The sequence below is a fragment of the Streptomyces sp. RKAG293 genome (assembly GCF_023701745.1).
Taxonomy (GTDB): domain Bacteria; phylum Actinomycetota; class Actinomycetes; order Streptomycetales; family Streptomycetaceae; genus Actinacidiphila.
In genome coordinates this window covers 8,132,042-8,152,665 of sequence record NZ_JAJOZB010000001.1, presented here as the reverse complement: position 1 = coordinate 8,152,665, position 20,624 = coordinate 8,132,042, and the positions used below count along the sequence as shown (strand labels likewise).

General features: G+C 72.0%; 18 protein-coding genes. 8 read left to right on the top strand and 10 right to left on the bottom strand.

The features are described from left to right. The first annotated feature begins 130 nt into the window (after positions 1-130). The 3 genes from LNW72_RS35960 (at position 131) to LNW72_RS35950 (ending at position 4,464) form a co-directional block, all read left to right on the top strand. Entirely contained in the window at positions 131-820 is a 690-nt protein-coding gene (locus tag LNW72_RS35960; RefSeq protein ID WP_250979227.1) for a TenA family transcriptional regulator, read from the top strand. A 108-nt stretch (positions 821-928) separates the two neighbouring features. After that, on the top strand, positions 929-2,788 hold the full coding sequence (gene asnB / locus LNW72_RS35955; protein WP_250979226.1) for an asparagine synthase (glutamine-hydrolyzing): 1,860 nt from the start codon (positions 929-931) through the stop codon (positions 2,786-2,788). A 5-nt stretch (positions 2,789-2,793) separates the two neighbouring features. Continuing rightward, positions 2,794-4,464 carry an MFS transporter gene (locus LNW72_RS35950; protein ID WP_250979225.1) on the top strand — a complete coding sequence of 557 codons (1,671 nt, stop codon included), beginning with the start codon at positions 2,794-2,796 and terminating at the stop codon, positions 4,462-4,464. Here the strand turns inward: LNW72_RS35950 and LNW72_RS35945 are convergent. After that, positions 4,457-4,693, bottom strand: coding sequence for a ferredoxin (locus LNW72_RS35945; RefSeq protein WP_308402083.1), 237 nt, complete (start codon positions 4,691-4,693; stop codon positions 4,457-4,459). The two genes, LNW72_RS35950 and LNW72_RS35945, sit on opposite strands and share 8 nt — an antisense overlap. Before the next feature lie 20 nt (positions 4,694-4,713). Beyond that, complete coding sequence (locus LNW72_RS35940) at positions 4,714-5,835, bottom strand: cytochrome P450 (protein ID WP_250979223.1); 1,122 nt, start codon at positions 5,833-5,835, stop codon at positions 4,714-4,716. Between the two features lie 309 nt (positions 5,836-6,144). On the opposite strand from LNW72_RS35940, the gene LNW72_RS35935 reads away from it, so the two are divergent. Both LNW72_RS35935 and LNW72_RS35930 read left to right on the top strand, forming a co-directional pair. Then, a complete protein-coding gene (locus LNW72_RS35935; RefSeq protein ID WP_250979222.1) occupies positions 6,145-7,155 on the top strand; it encodes a methyltransferase in 1,011 nt (336 codons plus the stop codon). A 10-nt stretch (positions 7,156-7,165) separates the two neighbouring features. Beyond that, a complete protein-coding gene (locus tag LNW72_RS35930) occupies positions 7,166-8,212 on the top strand; it encodes an acetylserotonin O-methyltransferase (RefSeq protein ID WP_250979221.1) in 1,047 nt (348 codons plus the stop codon). A 70-nt stretch (positions 8,213-8,282) separates the two neighbouring features. Here LNW72_RS35930 and LNW72_RS35925 read toward each other — a convergent pair whose 3' ends face one another. Further along, entirely contained in the window at positions 8,283-8,966 is a 684-nt protein-coding gene (locus LNW72_RS35925) for an SDR family oxidoreductase (protein ID WP_250979220.1), read from the bottom strand. A 137-nt stretch (positions 8,967-9,103) separates the two neighbouring features. On the opposite strand from LNW72_RS35925, the gene glnT reads away from it, so the two are divergent. Then, positions 9,104-10,465 (top strand): type III glutamate--ammonia ligase, encoded by a 1,362-nt coding sequence (gene glnT, locus LNW72_RS35920; protein ID WP_250979219.1) that lies wholly within the window; start codon positions 9,104-9,106, stop codon positions 10,463-10,465. A gap of 9 nt (positions 10,466-10,474) precedes the next feature. Here glnT and LNW72_RS35915 read toward each other — a convergent pair whose 3' ends face one another. From LNW72_RS35915 to LNW72_RS35895, 5 genes are read right to left on the bottom strand one after another with little or no spacing between them, the layout of a single operon-like run. Continuing rightward, positions 10,475-10,810, bottom strand: a complete 336-nt coding sequence (locus LNW72_RS35915; protein ID WP_250979218.1) for a hypothetical protein — start codon at positions 10,808-10,810, stop codon at positions 10,475-10,477. Further along, positions 10,807-12,192 (bottom strand): FAD-binding oxidoreductase, encoded by a 1,386-nt coding sequence (locus LNW72_RS35910; RefSeq protein ID WP_250979217.1) that lies wholly within the window; start codon positions 12,190-12,192, stop codon positions 10,807-10,809. The genes LNW72_RS35915 and LNW72_RS35910 overlap by 4 nt, the downstream gene beginning before the upstream one ends. Beyond that, the gene (locus LNW72_RS35905) at positions 12,189-13,259 is read right to left on the bottom strand and encodes an FAD-dependent oxidoreductase (protein WP_250979216.1); all 1,071 of its coding nucleotides are present in this window, start codon (positions 13,257-13,259) and stop codon (positions 12,189-12,191) included. Before LNW72_RS35905 ends, LNW72_RS35910 begins: the two co-directional genes overlap by 4 nt. After that, positions 13,256-14,602 (bottom strand): class I tRNA ligase family protein, encoded by a 1,347-nt coding sequence (locus LNW72_RS35900; RefSeq protein ID WP_250979215.1) that lies wholly within the window; start codon positions 14,600-14,602, stop codon positions 13,256-13,258. Before LNW72_RS35900 ends, LNW72_RS35905 begins: the two co-directional genes overlap by 4 nt. Next, positions 14,592-14,972: a cupin domain-containing protein gene (locus LNW72_RS35895; protein WP_250979214.1), complete on the bottom strand. Its 381-nt coding sequence runs from the start codon at positions 14,970-14,972 to the stop codon at positions 14,592-14,594. The genes LNW72_RS35900 and LNW72_RS35895 overlap by 11 nt, the downstream gene beginning before the upstream one ends. Before the next feature lie 115 nt (positions 14,973-15,087). Here LNW72_RS35895 and LNW72_RS35890 point away from each other — a divergent pair, with 115 nt between their 5' ends. After that, positions 15,088-15,570: a hypothetical protein gene (locus tag LNW72_RS35890; protein ID WP_250979213.1), complete on the top strand. Its 483-nt coding sequence runs from the start codon at positions 15,088-15,090 to the stop codon at positions 15,568-15,570. A gap of 15 nt (positions 15,571-15,585) precedes the next feature. Here LNW72_RS35890 and LNW72_RS35885 read toward each other — a convergent pair whose 3' ends face one another. Continuing rightward, positions 15,586-17,115: a right-handed parallel beta-helix repeat-containing protein gene (locus LNW72_RS35885; protein WP_250979212.1), complete on the bottom strand. Its 1,530-nt coding sequence runs from the start codon at positions 17,113-17,115 to the stop codon at positions 15,586-15,588. Positions 17,116-17,248: 133 nt separating this feature from the next. On the opposite strand from LNW72_RS35885, the gene LNW72_RS35880 reads away from it, so the two are divergent. Then, positions 17,249-19,366 (top strand): MMPL family transporter, encoded by a 2,118-nt coding sequence (locus LNW72_RS35880; RefSeq protein WP_250979211.1) that lies wholly within the window; start codon positions 17,249-17,251, stop codon positions 19,364-19,366. Between the two features lie 89 nt (positions 19,367-19,455). On the opposite strand, the gene LNW72_RS35875 is transcribed toward LNW72_RS35880, so the two are convergent. Then, complete coding sequence (locus LNW72_RS35875) at positions 19,456-20,475, bottom strand: acetylserotonin O-methyltransferase (RefSeq protein WP_250979210.1); 1,020 nt, start codon at positions 20,473-20,475, stop codon at positions 19,456-19,458. Between the last annotated feature and the right edge of the window lie 149 nt (positions 20,476-20,624).

Sequence of the window (20,624 nt, the reverse complement as noted above, 5' to 3'; positions counted from 1 at the left end):
ACCCTTCACCGATATATGACTCGTGACGGACGGCCGGCGCCCGCACCGGCGCGCGCTGTCGCACACCTTGTCGCCATGGCCCCGTGAGCCGCTCGAGCGGCGATTGAGCCGGGGTGCGCAGGCTGCCCTCATGGCGACGCGAACCTCAGTCAGGGCCGAACTCACCGGCACCGTCACCGACGGCGCCCGGCGGATCAGTGAGCACCCCTACTACCGGGGTCTGCGGGACGGCACTCTGCCGGGGGCCGCGCTGGTCCACTTCACCCTGCAGGACTCCTGTCATCTGCTCCCCTCCTACGGCAGGGCGCACGCGCGGTGCGCGGCGCTGGCCCGGGACAGCCGCCGGGCGGCGCTGCTGAGCCGGATGGCGGCCGGGTCGCTGGAGGACTGCACGGCGCGGCTGACCAGCTTCGGCGAGACCGCCGAGCGGCTGGGACTGCCGTACGCGGCGGACGCCGGTCCGCCGCCGGCCGCCCCGGCGACGCTGAGCTACGCCAGCTTCCTGGGCGACTCCTGCGCGGCCTCGCTCGCGGCCGGGATCGGCGCGCTGATCCCGTCGGCGTGGCTGTACCTGCTGGTCACGGACGAGCTGCTGGACCACCACGACCCCGCCTCGCGGTATGCGCCCGAGGTCCGCAAGGCCCACCCCGGGGACTTCTACCGGGGCATGCTCGACGAGTTCCTGGACCTGGCCGACGAGATCGCGGCCGAGTCCTCCGCCGCGGACCGCCGGGAACTGGTGCGCCGGGCCGGGCACGCGGTGCGGTACGAGTGGGCGTTCGTCGACGCCGCCTGGCGGCTGGAGTCGTGGCCGTTCTGACCCCCTGTCCCGGCCGGGTTCCGGCCGGACTTGAGCACCCGTCCAGGCAGTCGGAAGACGATGGCTGCCGGGATGCCCCGAAACCGAGAAGAGCAAGGGAGTTTCCGCATGTGCGGTATTGCCGGCTGGGTGGATTTCGGGCGCGACCTCACCGAGGAGCGGCCGACCGTTGACGCGATGACCGACACGCTCGGGAAGCGCGGTCCTGACGCCCGGGGCGTGTGGATAGCGCCGAACGCGGCGCTCGGACACACCCGCAACTCGATCATCGACCTGGCCGGCGGCGTACAGCCGATGTCGGCCGAGGAGGACGGGCGGGAGCTCGCCGTCCTCGCCTACACCGGCGAGGTCTACAACTTCAAGCAGCTGCGCACCGAGCTGGAGGGCCGCGGCCACCGCTTCCGCACCCGCAGCGACACCGAGGTGGTGCTGCGTTCGTACGTGGAGTGGGGCACCGGCTGCGCCAACCACCTGGAGGGCATGTTCGCCTTCGCGGTGTGGGACGTGCGGCGCGAGGAACTGGTGCTGATCCGCGACCGGATGGGCATCAAGCCGCTGTTCTACAAGACACTGCCCGAGGGCCTGCTGTTCGGCTCCGAGCCCAAGGCGCTGTTCGCCAACCCGCTGGTACGCCCCACCGTGGACGCCGACGGGCTGCGCGAGCTGTTCTCGACGGCGAAGGTGCCCGGGCAGAGCGTCTTCAAGGAGCTGCGCGAACTGCCGCCCGGCCACACCCTGACGGTCAGCCGCCGTGGCGCCGTGCTCCACCGGTACTGGGCGCTGGAGGCGAAGCCGCACACCGACGACCTCGACACCACCATCGCCACCGTCCGGTCGATGCTGGAGGAGATCGTCACCCGCGAGCTGGTGGCCGACGTCCCGCTCTGCACCGCCCTGTCCGGCGGCATCGACTCCAGCGCCATCACCGCGCTGGCCGCGATCGCCCGCGCCCAGGCCGGGGACGACGCGGTGCGCACCATCACCGCCACCTTCGTCGGCTACAGCGAGAACTTCACCCCGGACGACCAGCGCGACACCCCGGACGCGCCGTACGCGGCGGAACTCGCCCGGCACGTCGGCGCCGACCACACCGACATCGTGCTCGGGACCGCCGACCTGATCGACCCGGCGGCCCGGCAGGCGGCGATCATCGCGCAGGACATGCCGACGATGCTCGGCGACATGGACACCTCGCTGTACCTGATGCTGCGGGCCACCCGCGAGCACTCCACGGTCGCGCTGACCGGCGAGACCGCCGACGAGATCTTCGGCGGCTTCAAGTGGCTGCACGACGAGGAACTGGTCGGCATGGAGACCTTCCCCTGGGTCGCCGCCGAGAAGCGCCAGCAGGGCAGCAGCAACGGCCAGGGCCGCGGGCTGTTCTCCGCCGGCCTGCTGGGCAAGCTCGACATGTACGGCTACTACGCCGACAACTACCGCACGACGCAGGCCGAGACCCCGCACCAGGAGGGCGAGAGCGTCCGCGAGCACCGGATGCGCGAGCTGAGCTACGCGCACCTGGCCCGCTGGCTGCCGATGCTGCTCGACCGGGGCGACCGCCTCGCGATGGCCTCCAGCCTGGAGACCCGCGTGCCGTTCTGCGACCACCGGCTCGTCGAGTACGTCTACAACACCCCGTGGGAGTTCAAGATCTTCGACGGGCGGGAGAAGAGCCTGCTGCGCGCGGCCACCCGTGACCTGCTGCCCAAGTCGGTCATCGAGCGTCCGAAGAGCCCGTACCCCGTCACCCAGGACCCGACGTACACCCAGGCCCTGCACCGGGAGTTCGGCGCCGTGCTCGACGACTCGAACTCGCCGGTCCTGCCGTACCTGGACGTGGACGCCGCCCGGCAGGCCATCAAGGACCCGTCAGGTGTCGCCCACGAGTGGCACAGCCGGTCGAACATCGAGATGGCCCTCGGCTTCGACTTCTGGCTGCGGACCTACGGCGTACAGATCGACGTCTGACAGCCGTGACGGAAACCGTCCGGCGCCCCTGGCCCTGCCTGCTGGTCGTCCTGTTCGCCGCGTTCATGGACATGATGGACCTGGGGATCGTGAGCGTCGCGGCCCCGTCCATCCAGCGTGATCTGCACAGCGACTACGCCTCGGCGCAGTGGTTCATGGCCTCGTACGCGCTCGCCTTCGCCGTCCTCCTGATCCCGGGAGGGCGGCTCGGCGACATCTACGGGCGCAAGCGGGTCTTCATGACCGGGGTCGCCGGGTTCACCGTCGTCTCGGTCGTCTGCGCGCTCGCGCCGACGGCCGGGGTGCTGATCGCCGCCCGGTTCGTCCAGGGCGGCTTCGGGGCGCTGATGGTGCCCCAGGTGCTCGCGGTGCTCCAGATCCTCTTCCCCGCCACCCGCCGCGGCTTGGCGCTGGCGGCCTACGGCACCGTGATGAACCTGGCGCAGCTCAGCGGCCCGATCCTCGGCGGGATCATGGCCACCGACGATCTGCTGGGGCTGGGCTGGCGGGCGATCTTCCTGGTGAACGTGCCGATCGGCGCCCTGGTGCTGGCCGGCACGGCGGTGCTGCTGCCCGAGTCCCGCTCCGACCGGCCGCTGCGGCTGGACGTCACCGGCATCGTGCTGGTGGCGCTGCTGGCCGGGCTGGTCAGCTATCCGCTGCAGCAGGGGCGGGCGGCGGGCTGGCCGCCGTGGATGCTCGCGGCCCTGGCCGCCGCGCTGCCGGCCGGTCTGCTCTTCGGCTGGCACCAGCGGCGCCGCGGACCGCAGGCGGCCCTGGTGCCCGTCGCGCTGTTCCGCCGCCGCTCCTTCGTCGCGGGCATCGTGCTGTTGCTGCTGGTGTACACGGCGCTGCTGGCCCAGCAGATGGTCGTCATCTGGCACACCCAGATCGGGCTGGGCTGGTCACCGCTGCGGACCGGTGCGGCCGGCGCCGGCTGGGTGCTCGGGCTGTTCCTGCTCGGCGGCTTCGCCGTCACCCTCGCCCCGCGCATCGGGCGGGCCCTGCTGGTCTCCGGGTGTCTCCTCGTCGCGGCCTCCATCGCGGTGCTGAGTGAGGTCATCTCGCATGACGCGCTCAGCTTCTGGCGGCTCTTCGGCTGTATGACGGCGCTGGGCTGCGGGCTGGGGCTGGTCGTCCCGATCCTCGTCGACCTGGTGCTCGCCGGTGTCCCGAAGCGGGACGCGGGCGGCGGCTCCGGAGTGGCGAACGCGGTGATCTACTTCGCGTCCGCGGTCGGCATCGGGCTGAGCGGTCTGGTCTTCTTCGGCCAGGTGGCTTCGGGCGGCGACGCACACGCCCGGGCCCAGGAGTACCGGGTCGCCGACGCCGGCCCCGGCGCGGCCGACGCGCTGCGGGCCTGTGTGCACGACCGGTCGGCCGCGGCCGACCCGTACCGGATCCCGGCGAGCTGCCGCACCTCCCGGGCCGCGGACCCGGTGGTGGCCGCGGCCACCACCGAGGCACTGCGGCGGAACTTCGCGGACTCGGCCGCCAACAGCCTCTGGTACCCGGCCGGCGCGTTCCTCGCCGCTGTGGCGCTGGCTCCGCTGCTGCCGCGCGGGAGCGGTACGGCGGACGCCGGTGACGCGGACGGCGGAGTCGTCGCGGCGGACGGCAGTGGGGCCCGGCCGGAGAATCCGGCCGGGCCCCGCGTGGACGTTCCCCTCAACTAGCCGGCGCCTCGGGGGCGGGGGCCGGGTCCTCGACCACCACCCCGTTCAGCTCCACCTGGATGGACCGCGTCGGGCAGCCGCGCCGGGCCCGCAGCACCTCGTGCTGGAGCTCGGCCGGCGGTTCGGCGTCGAGGACCACGACCCGGCCCTCCGCGTCCTGGTCGAAGACGTCCGGGACCCGGTAGACGCACAGGCTGCTGGTCACACAGGTCGTGTTGTCGGCGGTCACGCGCATCGCACCCACCGCCGTCACCACACGACCGGGATCTCGGCGTACCCGGCGAGGAATCCACCGACCGGGCGCACCAGCTTCTCGCCGGGGATCGCGAGCTGCAGTCCGGGGAAGCGGCGCAGCAGACCGTCGGTGGCCTCCTGCAGCTCCATCCGGGCGAGCGCGGCCCCGGCACAGAAGTGGATGCCGGCGCCGAACGTCATGTGGTGGTTGTCCTGCCGCCGGATGTCGAGGGCGCAGGCGTCGGGGAAGGTCTCCTCGTCCATGTTGGACTCGACCGACAGCATCACCGTCGACCCCTTGGGGATGACCGCGCCGTCGCTCACCTCGATGTCCTCCAGCGCGTAGCGCAGCGAACCGAGGGAGGTGCCCATCATCTGGTAGCGGAGCAGTTCCTCGACCGCGGACGGCACCAGCGACAGGTCCGCCTTCAGATCCGCGGCGGCCTCCGGGCGGTGCAGCAGGACGGCGGTGCCGGTGCCGATCTGCGAGGCGGTGGTGACGTAGCCGGCGATCAGCAGGGTCTTGACCCAGTGCTGGAGCTGGTAGTCGGTCAGCTTCTCCGGGTCCTCCTCGCTGACCCGGATCAGCTCGCTGATCAGGTCGTCGCCGGGGTTGGCCCGCTTGTCGGCGATCAGCTCGCTGAGGTAGTTCCAGTAGTCGACGCGGCAGCGTTCCACCTCGTCGGCCGGCAGGGCCGTCACCGAGAGGTAGCCGTCGATGAGCCGGCGGAACTTCGCCCGGTCCTTCGGCGGTACGCCCAGCATGTGACAGATGACCAGGATGGGCAGCGGGTACGCGAACGCCTCCATGAGGTCGGCCGGGCGCGGCCCGGCCTCCATGGCGTCCATCAGCTCCGCGGTGATCTCGCGGACGACGGGCCGCAGCGCCTCGATCCGGCGGGCGCTGAACGCCCGCATGACGACGGCGCGTTCCACCAGATAGCGCGGCGGGTCGTTGTCGATCTCCGGGTCCCCGAACAGGTCGTTGTCCGCGGAGATGCGGGAGGCGGGGTGGCGCGACGTGTTGCGGCTCAGCCGCTCGTCGGCGAACAGCCGCCTGACGTCCTTGTACCGGGTCACCAGCACGGCCGGGTCACCGCTGGGGAGGGCGACGTGCAGCAGCGGTGCGTCCCGCATCGTCCGCCAGTCCTGCGGGATGTCCGGCGCTGGGGCCCATGGGAAGGGATAACTGACCGGGCATGACGGGCTCGAGCTCACCTGGCACCTCTCTCGTCTCCGTGACAGGGCTCCGACAGCCCTCAGTGTCGGCAGCCGCGCTGGGGGCGGGCTCAACGGCCGCTGGAACGCGACCGGTACCAGGGCGGGTCGAGTCATCCTCCATCCCGCGCTGGGAGATTCGCGGCCGACAGCGCGGTCGGGAGTGCGGCCGGACAGTGCGGGCCCACGAGCGCGCCGCGGAAGCGGCCAGGAACGGGAGACGCCGATATGTCATCCACCGCTGCGGACACCGGAACGGCCGCGGGCATCCTCCGGCTCGGCAACCGGTTCTGCGACGCCAAGGCACTGCTCACCGCCGTCCGGCTCGATGTGTTCGGCACGCTCGCGGACGGCCCGGCCACCGCCGGGGAACTGGGCGAGCGGCTGGGGCTGCACGGCCGCGGCCTGTCCGACTTCCTCGGCCTGCTGGCCGCGCTCGGACTGCTGCGCCGCGACACCGACGGGCGGTTCCGCAACGCCGAGGGCGCCGACCGCTATCTCGTACCGGGCCGGCCCGGCTGTGTGGCGGGCTTCCTGACCGGCGCCGACGTCAACCTCTACCCGGTGTACGGGCGGCTGGCCGACGCGCTGCGCTCCGGGAAGCCGCAGGCCGACGGTGACTTCACCGGGATGCTCGACGACCCGGAGGCGCTCGGCGGGTTCGTCCGCATGATGGACGGCCTCACCCAGGGCCTGGGCGTCGAGCTGTCGGCGGCCCTGGAGGGCACCGAGTACCGCTCGGTGCTCGACGCGGGCGGCTGCCGCGGCCATCTGCTGGGCCAGCTGCTCGCGGACCGCGCGGATCTCACCGGCCAGGTCTTCGACCTGCCGCAGATGGAGCCGTTCTTCCACGCGTACATGGCCGAACTCGGCCTGGACGGGCGGACGTCCTTCCACCCCGGCGACTTCTTCCAGGACCCGCTGCCGCCCGCCGACGTGATCGTGCTCGGCCACATCCTGCACGACTGGGACGCCGCGCAGCGCCGGCTGCTGCTCGACAGGGCGTTCGCGGCGGTGAACCCCGGCGGGACCGTCCTGGTCTACGACCGCATGCTCGGCCGCCGCGCCGACGACACCGAGAACCTGGTGGCCAGCCTCAACATGCTGCTGGTCACCGAGGGCGGCGGCGAGTACAGCGCCGAGGACGTCGGCGAGCAGGCGCGCCGCGCCGGGTTCGCCTCGGTCACCGACCGCCCGCTCGCCGACTTCGACACTCTCGTGATCTGCCGCAAAGGCTGAGGGGATTGCCATGACCGGTCCGACCACCGACCAGCCGACTCCGGCGGAGTATCTGCCGCTGCTCTTCGGATTCGCCGTCTACCAGATCGCCGGGGTCACCGCCCGGCTCGGAGTGCCCGACGCCCTCGGCGACGGGACGCGGACCGCCGCGGAACTCGCGGAGGCCACCGGCACCCACGCCCCGTTCCTGGAGCGGCTGCTGCGCGCCGCCGTCTCGGCGGGCCTGCTCACCTCGGACGAGGAGGGCGGCTTCACGCTGACCCGGCTCGGCTCCATGTACCGCAGCGAGTCCCCGGTGCAGGGCGCCCCGCTGGACGCCATGCACGCCGCGGCCCCGGTCTGGCAGGCGTGGGGCGCGCTGGAGGAGTCCGTCCGGACCGGCCGGCCCGCGTTCGACCTGGTGCACGGCAAGGGGCTGTTCGACCACCTGAAGACGGACGACGAGCTCGCCGGGCACTTCCACGCCGCGATGGCGGCCGGCAGCGCGGTCCAGCTGCCCGCCATCACCGGCGGGTTCGACTTCAGCCGCTTCAAGTACGTGATGGACGTCGGCGGCGGCAACGGCACCCACCTGGCGGCCATCCTCGCCGCCAATCCCAACCTCATCGGCAGCGTCTTCGACACCGCCAACGGGGTACTGGAAGCGCCGTCCGTCATCGAGGTGGCCGGGGTCGCGGACCGCTGTGAGATCGCCACCGGATCGTTCTTCGACTCGGTGCCGGCCGGCCCTGACGCGTATCTGCTGAAGAACATCCTGCACGACTGGAACGACGACGAATGCGTGCGCATCCTGGAGAACTGCCGCAAGGGGCTCGCGCCCGGCGGCCGTGTCGTGGTGTTCACCTCGGTGCTGTCCGAGGGGCGCCGCAACGAGGACCCGGTCGAGGCGCTGGGCGCCTCCATCTTCGACATCGAGATGATGGTCGTGACGACGGGCCGGGAGCGCACCCTCACCGAGTTCGAGGAACTGTTCACCCGGGCCGGTCTGCAGCTGGACTCGCTGACCGCGCTGCCCTGCCCGTTCCTCTACTACGGCCTGGAGGCCGTCGCCGTCTGAGCCGGGTGCGCGACATGAACGGTCCGGGCCGGTTCACACCGGCCCGGACCGTTCGTGCTGCGGCGGGACGTCACCAGGGGAAGGTCTGCTCACCGCGCCGGAAGGTACCGGTGGGGCCGCCGTCCGGCAGGGTGGCGGCGTCCGCGATGTCCACGGCGGCCTCCTCCGCGGTGCGCTGCGCCTGCGGCATCATGCGGGTCCTGACCGGGCCGGGGTTGACGGCGTTGACCAGTACCCCGGAGTCCTTGGTCTGGGCGGCGAGCATCTGGGTCAGCCCGTTGACCGCGGTCTTCGACACCGAGTAGCCGGGGCTGGCGGTGAACAGGCCGTGGCTGAAGGAGCCGGTACCGCTGGAGATGAACACCACCCGCCCCCAGCCCCGTCGCACCATGTCCGGGACGAAGGCCTGCGCGACCCGCCAACTGCCGAGCAGGTTCACCGCGAAGGTCCGCTGCACCAGGTCGAGGGAGACACCGAGCGGATCGCTGCCGGCGTCCAGCAGCACCCCGGCGTTGGAGACCAGCACATCGACCGGGCCGATGCCTTCGGCCGCCCGCTTGACGCTCTCGGTGTCGGTCACGTCCAGCGCGTGCGCGCTCGCGCCGGGGCCGAGTTCGGCGGCCGCCGCGAGCGCCGCGTCGCCGTCCCGCGCGGTGAGCACCACCCGCAGTCCGCGGCCGAGCAGTTCGGCGGCGACCGCGCGGCCGAGCCCTCGGTTGGCTCCGGTGATCAACGCTGTCCGCTGAATGGTCACTGTGTCCTCCTGGCATCGCCCGCGTCCGCCGGCTCTCCTGGCGCGGATGCTGACCGGTCCGTCTCAAGCCCGGCACGAGCCGTGGCGGACACCGTGGACCGTCGAGTCACCTTTGAATTCCCACCCTGGAGGCCGCGATGACGGCGTTGTCACCCGCACCACCGAGGGACGCCGAGGAGCTGGCCCGGGCGGTCGCCCGGGACGGCGTTGAGTTCCTGCTGGTCATGTTCGTCAACCTGTACGGAAAGCCCTGCGCCAAGCTGGCCCCGGTGCGGACCCTGGACCAGCTGCTGAGCGACGGGCTGGGTTTCGCCGGCAACGCCGCGGACGGTCTGGGCCAGTCGTCGGCCGACCCCGACGTCGTCGCGATCCCCGACGTCACCTCGTACGTCAAGGCGCCGCTGCAGGACGGGCTGGGCATCATCCAGTGCGATCTGTACGTCGAGGGCGAGCCCTGGCCGTACGCCCCACGGCACATCCTGCGCAACCAGCTGCGGCTGCTCGCCGAGCAGGGCCGGCAGCTGAAGGTCGGCGCGGAGCCCGAGTACTTCCTGGTGCGGCGCGCCGAGGACGGTTCGATCAGCGTCGCCGACGAGCTGGATGACGCCGACTCGCCCTGCTACGACGCCAACGCCGCCACCCGCGCCTTCGGCCATCTGTCCACCATCAGCCGTTCGCTGGACGCGTTGGGGTGGGAGAACTACTCCAACGACCATGAGGACGCCAACGGGCAGTTCGAGCACAACTTCGGCTACGCGGACGCGCTGCGCACCGCCGACCGTGTGATCATCTTCCGTCATCTGGCGAAGATGGCGGCGCACCGGTCGGGTCTGATCGCCACCTTCATGCCGAAGCCGTTCACCGACCTCACCGGCAGCGGACTGCATCTGCACGTGTCGCTGTGGGAGGGCGAAACGTCGCTGTTCGACGACACCGACGACCCGCGCGGGCTGAACACCTCACCGCTGGGCTACGGCTTCATCGCCGGGCTGCTGGACCACGCGCCCGGTCTGATGGCGCTGACCTGCCCCACGGTCAACTCCTACAAGCGGCTCGGCGCCGGCTCCGACACGCTGTCCCGGTCCAGCTGGGCGCCCGGTTACGCCAGTTACGGCGGCAACAACCGCACCCACCTGGTCCGGATCCCCGACACCGGGCGGATCGAGGTGCGCTGCGTGGACGGCGCGGCCAACCCGTACCTCGCCATCGCCGGCATCGCCGCGGCGGGCGCCGACGGGATCGCGCGCGGCGCCGACCCGGGCGACCCGGTCGCCCGTGACCTGGAGGCGGCCGCGGTGCCCGCCGGGCTGCGCCCGCTGCCGCCCACCCTGCTGCACGCGGTGGACGAACTGGTCGCCGACGGGGTGCTGCGCGAGGGGCTCGGCAAGGTGCCGGACGGTTCGTACGCGGACTACTACGCCGAGGTGAAGCGGACGGAGTTCGCCCGCTATCACCGCGAGGTCACGGACTGGGAGCTGCGCCGCTACCTGCAGAGCTGACGGCACGGCTCAGTCCCGCGGGACCTCCTCGATCCAGGAGGTCCCGCGCGATCCGTCCGTCCGCTCCCAGTCCTCCCGCAGCCGCACGCGCCCGTCGGGCAGCGGCTCGGGGGTGCTCAGACAGGTCCCGCACACCACCTGGCCGTCGGCCAGCACCTGGCTGTACGCGGCGGTGAGGACGCCGTCGGGACCGGCCGTGCCGACGAGCCGGCCCAGCCGTACGGCGCCGCCGGAGAACTCCGCCCACACCAGGTCGCCGCTCTGGTGGTAGTGACCGGTGGGCGTGGCGTCCCCGGCGGCGGTCTCCGCCGCGTGTGAGCGGAAGACCCGTCCGTCGTAGCTCACCGCCCGGCCCCGGGGGCGACGTTGTAGTTGGAGCGGAAGAAGTTGTCCGGGTCCAGCCGCCGCTTCAGCGCCGCGAGCCGGCCGTAGGCCTCGGGGCCGAAGGTGCGCAGCGCCCGGTCGGCGCCGGGCGCGCCGCTGTCGCCGACGTAGTTGATGTAGCCGTCGCCCCAGCGGCCGTGCGGTTCCGCGGCCGCCGCGACGGACTTGGCCCACGCGGTCTGCTGCTCGTCCGCCTCCGGGTGGGCGGGGTCCCAGATCGCCATGCCGGTGACGTTGAAGGCCGCGTCACGGAAGGGCACCGCGCTCCCGGCGGAACCGGCCCTGCGGACCGCGCCGTTGATGGGCTCCAGCAGCACCGTGTCGTTGAACGGGTCGGTGATCCGGGCGTCCTGGAAGCGCGCGGCGACCGTGTCCACCAGTTCGTCGGGCAGTCCGTCCACCAGCCGGGCGCTCCAGTAGTGGCGCAGCCCGAACGGCAGGCGTCCCAGGCACAGTTGCATGGAGACATAGCTGCGGTGCTCGATCCGCCAGTCCAGGACGTCGATCCGGCGCAGTGTCTTGTCGAGGGTGACGCGGTACTCCTCGTCGTCGCCCGCGTAGCAGACGCTCATCACGGCGGCGGGGCCCTGGCCGGGGCCGTAGCGCTCGAGCAGCATCGTGCAGGTCAGGTCGTCGGGCGCTTCCAGCATGAGGTCGCGGAAGAGCCGGACGGCCGCCGACGGGTCGTCGCCGGGGTAGGCGACATAGCCGCCGTAGACCCGCTCGACGGGATGCAGCCGGAAGGTGAACTCGGTGACGGCGCCGAAGTTGTGGCCGGCACCGCGCAGCGCCCAGTCCAGCTCCGGGTCGGTGTGCGGGCTGACGTGCAGCCGTTCGCCGTCCGCGGTGACCAGGACGTACGACTCGACGTTGTCGCAGGCCAGTCCGTGCCGGCCCATGAGGTGGCCGATGCCGCCGCCGAGGGTGAGGCCGCCGACGCCGGTGTCGTCGAAGGTGCCCCCGGTGCTGGCCAGCCCGTAGCTGGTGGTCGCCAGGTCGAAGTCGGCCCAGGTGGAGCCGCCGCCGGTGCGGGCGAGGCGTTCGACGGGGTCGACGGCGGTCCTGTTCAGCAGCCGCAGGTCGATGACGAGGCCGCCGTCGAGCGATCCGGACCCGGCGATGTTGTGGCCGCCGCCGCGGATGGTGGTCGGCAGACCCGCGTCGCGGGCGGCCCGGACGGCACCCTGGACCTCGGCGGTGTCGGCCGGCAGGCAGATCAGCCGCGGCCGGTGGTCGTGCATCCCGTTGAACAGCAGCCGCACACGGTCGTACGCCGGATGGCCGGGGGTGATCACCCGGTCCGGGCAGACGGCCTCCAGGGCGCTGCGCGCGTCGTCGGTCATGAACGCTCCCCCTCGGTGATCGGGATCGGTGCCAGCAGTTCGGCCGCCGCCACGGACGCGGCGGCGAGCGCGGTCTTGGCGGCGCCGCCACTGCCTCCGGTGAAGGTGAACAGGCCGCTCGGGTAGGGCAGTGCCGCCCGCAGGACGAGCCGGCCCTCGGGGGCGTAGGCCTCGGACATGGCGATGAAGCGGTGCGGCGCGTTCAGGGTCAGGCCGGGCAGCCGCAGGGCGGCGGTCCGCCGGACGGTGCGCTCCTCGCGGTCGAGGAACACCCGCTGGCCGGGGTCGGTGTCCCAGCGGTCGGTGGGCAGGCCGAGCAGCATCCGGCCGGGTCCGGCAGGGCGCCCGTACAGCCCGCTGGTCTCGTCGACGAAGGGCGGCGGGCGGTCGCCCGATGTGGCGTACACGGCGCACTGGATGACCTTGGTGCGCAGGTCGGGGGCGGGCAGCCCGAGGCCGGTGAGCAGCCGTCGGGTCCAGGCGCCGGCGGCGACCACCATCAGGTCGGCCGTGCCGCGGGCGGCGCCGGTGCGGTAGTTGACCTCGCCGCCGTCCGGCCGCTCGAGCTCGCACAGGTCGGTGGTGTCCAGCACCCCGCCGCGGGCGGCGAAGTCGGCGCGCGCGCCGCGCCGCAGCGCGTCGGGTGAGAAGTGCCCCGCGTGCCGTTCCAGCACCGCGGCCGACTCCTCGGGCAGTTCGCTGAAGCCGTAGCGGACGGCCAGCTCACGGCGGTCGAGGATCAGCACGGAGCCGGGCAGGCTGCGGTCCACGTCGATCAGCCGGCGCAGCGGCGGCGCGGAGTGCAGGATGTACAGCGATCCGGCCTCCTGGTACTCCGACCATTCGCGCAGCAGCGCGCTGGAGCGCAGCTCCTGCAGGCTGCGCGCGGCCAGTTCGGCCGCCCGGGGGTCGGTCTCGAAGCCGCGGACGAGCCCGCCGGAGACACCGGTGGAGTCCCGGGTGCCGGGCACTCCGGTGACCAGGGTGACCCGCAGTCCTGGATGGCGCACCAGGCGCCAGGCGAGCAGCATTCCGGCGAGTCCGCCGCCGACGACGCAGATCCTCATGGCCCGGCCACCGTTCCGCCGCCGGTGAGGACGTCGAGCAGACCGTCCGCGGTGCCGCCGGTGCCGCCGAGCAGACAGCGGGCGGCGAGCGCGCTGTCGAAGGTCTCCAGGGCCAGCGCCTGTTCGGCGCGGGCCAGTTCCGCGGGGTCGGGGCCGCCGGAGCCGTCGGTGAGGTTCCAGCCGGCGGTGGCGGCCCGGTACCGCTCCCAGGTGAAGTTCGTGGCGTGCGGCGCGGGCCGGTCCCAGCTGAGGAAGGCGCGCACCGCGCGCGGGTCCTCCTGCTCCAGCAGTTCGTGGGCCCAGACGGCGTGGCCGCGACTGGTGGAGAACTTCGCCCCGTCGAGCCGGTAGAACTCGTTGACGACGAGCCCGCCGTGCACGCTCTGCGGTACCCCGGCGGCGGCGAACAGCGCCGGGAACAGAGCCAGGTAGTAGAAGGCGTTGTCCAGGCCGAGGAACGTCCACACGGAGTCGACGCCGTCCCAGGCCTTCACGTGCTCGGCGAGTCCGGTGGCGCCCGGCTCCAGCCGCCGTCCGATGGTGTGCAGATAGCCGAGGCCCATCTCGGCCCACACATCGATGCGCTGGCCGGGGAAGCCTTCCGCCTCGATGCCCCAGTCGGTGGGGTAGCTCAGCGGAACGGTCGGCAGCTCGTCACTGAGCAGCAGCCGCCAGGCCAGTTCCCGTGCCCGGGGCGGCAGGGCCGCCCGGTACCAGACGTTCTGCAGCACCGACCGGTACTCCTCCAGGCGGATGACGGGTCCGGTCACCGTCCTCGTCCCGGTGGCGGGTGATCCGCAGCGGGTGCATCGCGGGTCGACCAGCGCGGCCGCGGGCGTGTAGCTTCCGCAGCCCTCGCAGGTGCCGCCGCCGGACGGGCCGTCGCAGTGCGCGCAGCGCCCGCTGACGTAGGCGTGGTGGGCGATGCCGGGGCAGTTCGCGCAGACCGGGGTCCGCCACTCCTCGACGGGCAGTGTGCCGGCCTCCACCAGCTCGCCGAGGAACCCCGCGACCGCCGCACGGTAGCCGGGGTCGTCCAGGGGTTCGGTGAAGCCGTCGTGGCCGACGCCGACGCGGTCGAACACCCCGCGGATCAGCCCGGCGTAGCGGTCCCGCAGTTCGCGGACGCCGCTGCCTTCCTGGCGGGCCTTGGACAGGACGTAGTTCTGGTGGTCGTCGAGTCCGCACAGCGCGAACACCCGCTCACCGCGGCGGCGGGCGGCGCGCACCGCGATGTCTGCGGCCAGGTACGGGCCGGCGAGATGGCCCAGGTGCAGCGGGCCGTTCGGGGTGGGCGGCGGCGACAGGACGACGGTGGTGCCGGGCGCGCGGTCAGTGGGCATCGGCCGGCTCCGCCCCCTCCGGCTCCGACCCGGCGGGTGCGGCGTCGCCCGGCAGCCAGTAGATGCTGAGGATGCGGACGGGCTCGTCGCCCGCCGTGATCACATGGCGGTCGCCCGGGGTGAGCAGGATCGCGCTGCCGGCCGGGGCCGCGGTGTCCTCGCCGTTCACCGTGAAGACGGCGTCGCCGCCGACGACCACGGCGAGTTCGACCTCGGGGTGGTTGTCCAGCACGCTCTGGGAGTTGGCCGGGACCTGGCACCACATGGCGCTGAACGGCAGCCCTGAGGCGGCCGCGTACTGCTCCCAGCGCCCGATGTGGATGCCGTACTCGCTCGTCAGGGGCGAGTCGTCGATGCTGAACTTCTGCACTGGAGTTCTCCCTACGCGCGGGCGTGGATCTCTCGGCGCCATCGTCACGCGCGGGGCTCGAAGGGCCCTCAAGGGGAGGTTGGCGGCCGCCGCACGGCGTGTCACCATCACCGCCATGACGACCCCTCAGACGCAGGTCGGCGCGCGCCCGGTGGAGTACCGGCCGCGCGCCCTGAGCACACTCGCCCCGGAGTCGGAGCACGGCTGGACCGTCAAGCGGTACACCGTCTCGTCGTTCCGCGACGTACCGGCGCCGGACGTCCTGGAGTTCGCGCGGCGCGGCGTGCGGCTGTCGCTGCCGGATCCGCATCCCGGGCTCCCCTCGCACGCGTTCAGCGTCGTGCACGAGGACGAGGACGCCTGCTACGTGGTGGTGGGCTGGTGGAGCCGCAACCGCGTGATCCTCCACACCCGCACCTGGCTGGCCGACTGGGACGCGCTGTCCACGCCCGTCGAGGCGCCCGCGTACGCCACCGCGTGCATCTGGGAGATGGCCGCGATGGCGCACGAGCGGGACGCCTGGGTCCGGCATGTGGTGGTCCCGGAGCGGCCGGACTTCACGGCCTACTTGGCCTCGACCGTCTCCGGGCCCCACTGACCTGACGTGCCGGCTCTAGGAGACGGCGCAGCCCTGGTACGCCCCGATGTTCGGGGATGCGGACGGGACCGGGTTGCCGAAGTAGTCCCGGCCGCCGTTGCCCGCGACCGGCGTTCCGGTGTGCAGCGCCGGCGAGCCGGTGCGCAGCCGGTAGCCGGCGGTGTCGGTGCGCGAGTGGGCGGTGCCGGGGGCGGTCAGCAGCGGATCGCCCGTGAACGGGTGGGCGCCGAGCGGCGATCCGGCGGCCACGTTCTGGTACACGTTGTGGCTGTAGGTGCTGGTCGCGTCGCTGATCACGGATCCGGCGGGGCTGCCGACGAAGATGTTGTCGGTCAGCTGCATCGTCGAGGTCCCGTAGACCTGGATCAGGTTCGCGGCGGTCGGCGCGTAGACGGTGTTGTTGTAGATCCTGGTGCCGGGTTCATCACCGCACGGGCTGGTGATGACGCCGAAGAAGCCGTCACCGCGGTCGTTCTGGCTGATGTTGTAGCGGACGGTGCCGCCGCTGGCGGTGATGCCGGACGGGCAGATGAACAGGAAGCCCGCGCCGTTGTCGTGGCTGAAGTTGTACTGGTAGAGCGTGTCGCTGCTGCCGCCTTCCAGGTCGAAGGCCATCCCGGGGGCCACCCCGCCGGAGACCTCGTTGTACTGGAACACCGCCCGGTCGGAGTTCCACGCGTAGGCACCGACGTTGTAGTCGGTGGAGCGGGTGTTGTAGCCCGCGACCGTGTTGCGCTGGACGAGGGGTTCCACCCCGTTGACGACCATGATCCCGTCGCCCCCGGTGTCGCCGACCCGGTTCTCCTCGATGAGGACGTGGGTGTTCGGCACGAACTGCGTGCCGGGTCCCGTCGGGTTGGACGCCCGGCGCTGCCAGGACGAGGCGATGCCGATGCCCGCCCGGTCCACATGGGTGACGTGGTTGCCGGTCACCCGGATGTCGTCGAATCCGGTGGGGACCGACGCGCCGCCCGCGGTGAACACGATGCCGCCGCTGGTGTCGTTGTCACGGCAGTCGCAGCCGTTGACGTCGTGCACGGTCAGATCGTCGACCGTGTAGTGCCGGCCCGTCCCGTAGTCCTCCAGCAGCACGTAGACCCCGACGCGCTGCTGGGTCGCCGCGGGCGCGGGACCGGTGTTCGTGATGTCGAGATGCCGCAGGACATATCCCTCGACGTTGTGCAGGAAGACGGCCGCTGTAGCGCCCTGGCCGTCGATCCGGGCGGCCGAACCTGATCCGTAGGTGTTGACCGTGACGGGATGTTGTGCCGTTCCCGAGCCGCGCGGGGTGAGCGTGCCCCCGCAGCTGGTACCGGCCTTGAAGCGGAGGGTGTCCCCGGGGTGCAGCACCGTGGCGTTGACCTTGGTGAGGCTGCGCCAGGCAGTGGTGGTGCCGGTCCCGGCAGCGCTGTCGCTGCCGGCCGCGCAGTCCACGTATCGCGTGGTCCCGGTGGTGCCCGCGGACGCGGGTACCGCCATCGCGAAGAGCAGGACTGCGGCAAAACAAGCGCCGGTGAGTGTCCGCACCGGCTTGATTCTGGTCATTTCCAACCCCCATTCGAGCCACTGACTGGCCGGATCCTTGCGGTGGTCGCTCGAGCTGCGCTCAAGCCCCTACCGGGACCATGGCCGCCCCGGTTCGATACGAACTGCCGCTGATGTACGGAGGTGCCCCACCATGACCCGTAGACGCACAGAGGCGTCCGGTCGCCGGCTGCGGTGGCTGGTGCCGCTGCTGCTCGTCCTCGGATGGCTTCTGGTGAGCGGTGCGACCGGATCGTTCGAGGGCAAGCTCGGCGACGTGGTCACCAATGACGGCGCGGCCTATCTGCCCGCCAAGGCCGAGTCGGTGCACGCCGACAAACTCCAGGCCCAGTTCTCCGACAACAAGACCTATCCCGCGGTCGTCGTCTACGAACGCGCGTCCGGGATCACCGCCGCCGACCGCCAGGCGGTCGCGTCGGACGCCGCCGCGGCGGCCGAACTGGCCGGTGTGCGCGGGCAGATCAGCCCCGTCACGCTGTCCAAGGACGGACGGGCGCTGCAGTTCACCGTCCCGCTGGTCAACCAGATGGACCCGGTCACGGACGCGGTGAAGGCACTGCGCGCCACGGCCGACACCCATCCGGGACTGACCGGCCATGTCACCGGCCTCGGTGGCATGTACTCCGACTTCGGCGGGGCCTTCAGCAGCATCGACGGCCAGCTGCTCGTGGTGGCCGTCGGACTGGTGATCCTGGTCCTGCTGCTCGTCTACCGCAGTCCCACGCTGCCCGTCCTCGTTCTGCTGGGCATCGCCTTCGCGTCCGGGGTGGCCGCCGCCGTGGTCTACGGGCTGGCCAAGCACAGCGGTCTGACCCTCACGGGACAGAGCCAGGGCGTGCTGTCGGTGCTCGTCGTCGGCGCGACGACGGACTACTCACTGCTGCTCGTCAGCCGCTATCAGGAGGAGCTGCGCAAGACCCAGAACAAGTACGACGCGCTGGCCACCGCCTGGCGCGCGGTGCTCAAGCCGGTGCTCGCCTCCGGCGGCACCGTCATCCTGGGCACCCTGTGCCTGCTGTTCAGCAATCTCAACAGCAACCGGAGCATGGGCCCGGTCGCCGCGATCGGCATCGCCGCCTCGCTGCTGGCCGCACTCACCTTCGTCCCCGCGGTGCTCGCCCTGATGGGCCGCGGCGCGTTCTGGCCGTTCCGTCCCGCCTTCGGCACCGCCGAGCGCACGGGCGAGGGACTGTGGGGCAAGGTCGCCGGGCTGGTCGGCCGCCGGCCGCGCGGCATCTGGATCGCCGCGGGTCTGCTGCTGGTGCTGGCCGCGGCCTTCACCACCCAGTTCCGGGCCGACGGGGTCTCGGTGTCGGACAACTTCACCAAGAAGCCCGACTCGGTGCACGGTCAGCAGGTGCTCAACGCCCACTTCCCGGGCGGCTCGGGCGTCCCGGTGACCATCATCACCAAGGCCGCGGCGGCGGAGCAGGTGGCGACCGCGGCACGCGGCGTCCCCGGCATCACCTCGGTGACGCGGCTGCCCAAGGAGGTCGGCGGCTACACGGAGATCGACGCCGTGCTGGCCACCACACCCGACGCACCGGCGGCCGTCGACGCGGTCAAGCGGCTGCGTGACGTCGTCCACGCGGTGCCGGGCTCCGACTCCAAGGTCGGCGGCTTCACCGCCACCTCGATCGACACCCGGGTGGGCGGGGTCCGCGACTTCAAGGTCGTCGTCCCGCTGGTGCTGATCGCGATCCTGATCGTCCTCGCCCTGCTGCTGCGGTCGCTGGTCGCGCCGCTGCTGCTGATCGCCACCGTCGTGCTGTCGTACGCGGCCAGCATGGGTGTGGCGGCACTGATGTTCAACCACGTCTTCCACTTCGCCAACGCGGATCCCTCGGTGCCGCTGATGGGCTTCGTCTTCCTGGTGGCGTTCGGCGTGGACTACAACATCTTCCTGATGCACCGGGTCAGGGAGGAAGCGCTGCTGCACGGCACGCGCAACGGAACGCTCTTCGCGCTCCGGCGTACCGGCGGGGTCATCACCTCGGCCGGTGTGGTGCTGGCGGCGACGTTCGCGGCGCTGGCGGTCGTGCCGATGGTGGCCATGGCCGAGCAGGCGTTCATCGTCGCGTTCGGTGTGCTGCTGGACACCATCGTCGTCCGGTCGCTGCTGGTGCCGGCTCTGACGCTGGAACTCGGCGACCGCGCGTGGTGGCCGTCGAAGGCCGTCTTCGGCGCTCCGGTCCCGGCGTCCCGCGCCGGGCAGGCGGAGACCGAGCGGGAGCCGCAGCCCGCGGGCTGACCGGCCCACGCGGCCCGTTCGTACAGCGGAGAGCCCCCGGTCCTGGATCCAGGACCGGGGGCTCTCCGTCGTACCGGGCGGCCGCGGTGTCAGCCGGCCTTGCGGGCGACTATCAGGGTGTCGTAGTCGCTCAGCGGGGTGACCTCGATGCCGGTGAAGCCGGCGTGCTCCGCGTAGCCGGTGATCTCGGCCGCGGGGTACTCCGATCCACCGTCGGTCACCAGCAGCATGTCGAGGCTGATGACCAGGTTCTCGGCGTGCTCCGGCTCGTCGTCGAGCATCCGGTCGTAGACCAGCAGCGCACCGCCGGGCAGTACCGCGTCGAAGGCCTTGTGGACCAGGTAGCTGCGCTGGCTGGGGTCCCAGTCGTGCAGCACATGGCCCAGCACCACCACTTCGGCCTGCGGCAGCGGGTCGTCGAAGAAGCTGCCGCCGTGGAACTCGACCTTGCCGGTGAGTCCCAGTTCGGTGGCGAGCTCCGCGGCGAGCGGTGCCATGGCCGGCAGGTCGAAGACGTGCCCGGCCAGGTGCGGCTGGGCCCGGACGATCTGCGAGCAGAGGTTGCCGCGCGCGCCACCGACGTCCAGGACCGACGAGAAGCCGGACCAGTCGAAGGCCTTGACCAGTTCGGCGCCCAGGACGTTGGTGAAGGCGTCCATGCTGCCGACGAACTGACGCAGGATCGCCTGGTTCTTGGTGACCTCCTCGAAGTCGCTGCCGGACTGCTGCTTGCCGGTCCGCAGGGCTTCTTCGAGCCGGCCCCAGGCCGGGTACAGATTGCGGCTGGACCGCAGCAGGAAGCCGCCAATGTAGGCGTCCCCTCCGCGGACCAGGTGCCGGGCGGTGCCGGAGGAGTTGCGGTACGCGCCGTCGGCGCGTTCCAGGACCTCCAGGGCCACCAGCAGGTCGAGGAAGTCACTCAGTCCCCGGCCGTGCAGGGACAGCAGCTCCTTGACCTCGTCGGCGGTCGCCTTGCCGCCCGGCGCCTGCGCCAGCTGCGTGAACAGATCGAGTTCCACGGCGGTGAGCAGGGCCTTGGCATCGCAGAACGCGTTGCCGAGCCGGAGGATCCCGGCGGCCGTGCTGACGTCCGGGGGATTGGTCGTCATCGGGCGGACTCCTTCCTGGACGCCTGGCCACCAGGCGCCGGTGCCATCGCGTGAACTTCCCAGTCCCGCGTGGAGCTGTCCTCGAAGGGGCCTCGAACCGCAGGCGGGAGCACGGGCCCGACCGGGATGCCAGGGATCCTTGAGCCCAG

Excerpts from the sequence above, each read along its gene's own strand:
- LNW72_RS35960 (WP_250979227.1), top strand. The coding sequence starts at position 131 with ATGGCGACGCGAACCTCAGTCAGGGCCGAACTCACCGGCACCGTCACC.
- asnB (WP_250979226.1), top strand. The coding sequence starts at position 929 with ATGTGCGGTATTGCCGGCTGGGTGGATTTCGGGCGCGACCTCACCGAG.
- LNW72_RS35940 (WP_250979223.1), bottom strand. The coding sequence starts at position 5,835 with ATGCGGGACGCACCGCTGCTGCACGTCGCCCTCCCCAGCGGTGACCCG.
- LNW72_RS35935 (WP_250979222.1), top strand. The coding sequence starts at position 6,145 with ATGTCATCCACCGCTGCGGACACCGGAACGGCCGCGGGCATCCTCCGG.
- LNW72_RS35930 (WP_250979221.1), top strand. The coding sequence starts at position 7,166 with ATGACCGGTCCGACCACCGACCAGCCGACTCCGGCGGAGTATCTGCCG.
- glnT (WP_250979219.1), top strand. The coding sequence starts at position 9,104 with ATGACGGCGTTGTCACCCGCACCACCGAGGGACGCCGAGGAGCTGGCC.
- LNW72_RS35910 (WP_250979217.1), bottom strand. The coding sequence starts at position 12,192 with ATGACCGACGACGCGCGCAGCGCCCTGGAGGCCGTCTGCCCGGACCGG.
- LNW72_RS35905 (WP_250979216.1), bottom strand. The coding sequence starts at position 13,259 with ATGAGGATCTGCGTCGTCGGCGGCGGACTCGCCGGAATGCTGCTCGCC.
- LNW72_RS35900 (WP_250979215.1), bottom strand. The coding sequence starts at position 14,602 with ATGCCCACTGACCGCGCGCCCGGCACCACCGTCGTCCTGTCGCCGCCG.
- LNW72_RS35890 (WP_250979213.1), top strand. The coding sequence starts at position 15,088 with ATGACGACCCCTCAGACGCAGGTCGGCGCGCGCCCGGTGGAGTACCGG.
- LNW72_RS35885 (WP_250979212.1), bottom strand. The coding sequence starts at position 17,115 with ATGACCAGAATCAAGCCGGTGCGGACACTCACCGGCGCTTGTTTTGCC.
- LNW72_RS35880 (WP_250979211.1), top strand. The coding sequence starts at position 17,249 with ATGACCCGTAGACGCACAGAGGCGTCCGGTCGCCGGCTGCGGTGGCTG.
- LNW72_RS35875 (WP_250979210.1), bottom strand. The coding sequence starts at position 20,475 with ATGACGACCAATCCCCCGGACGTCAGCACGGCCGCCGGGATCCTCCGG.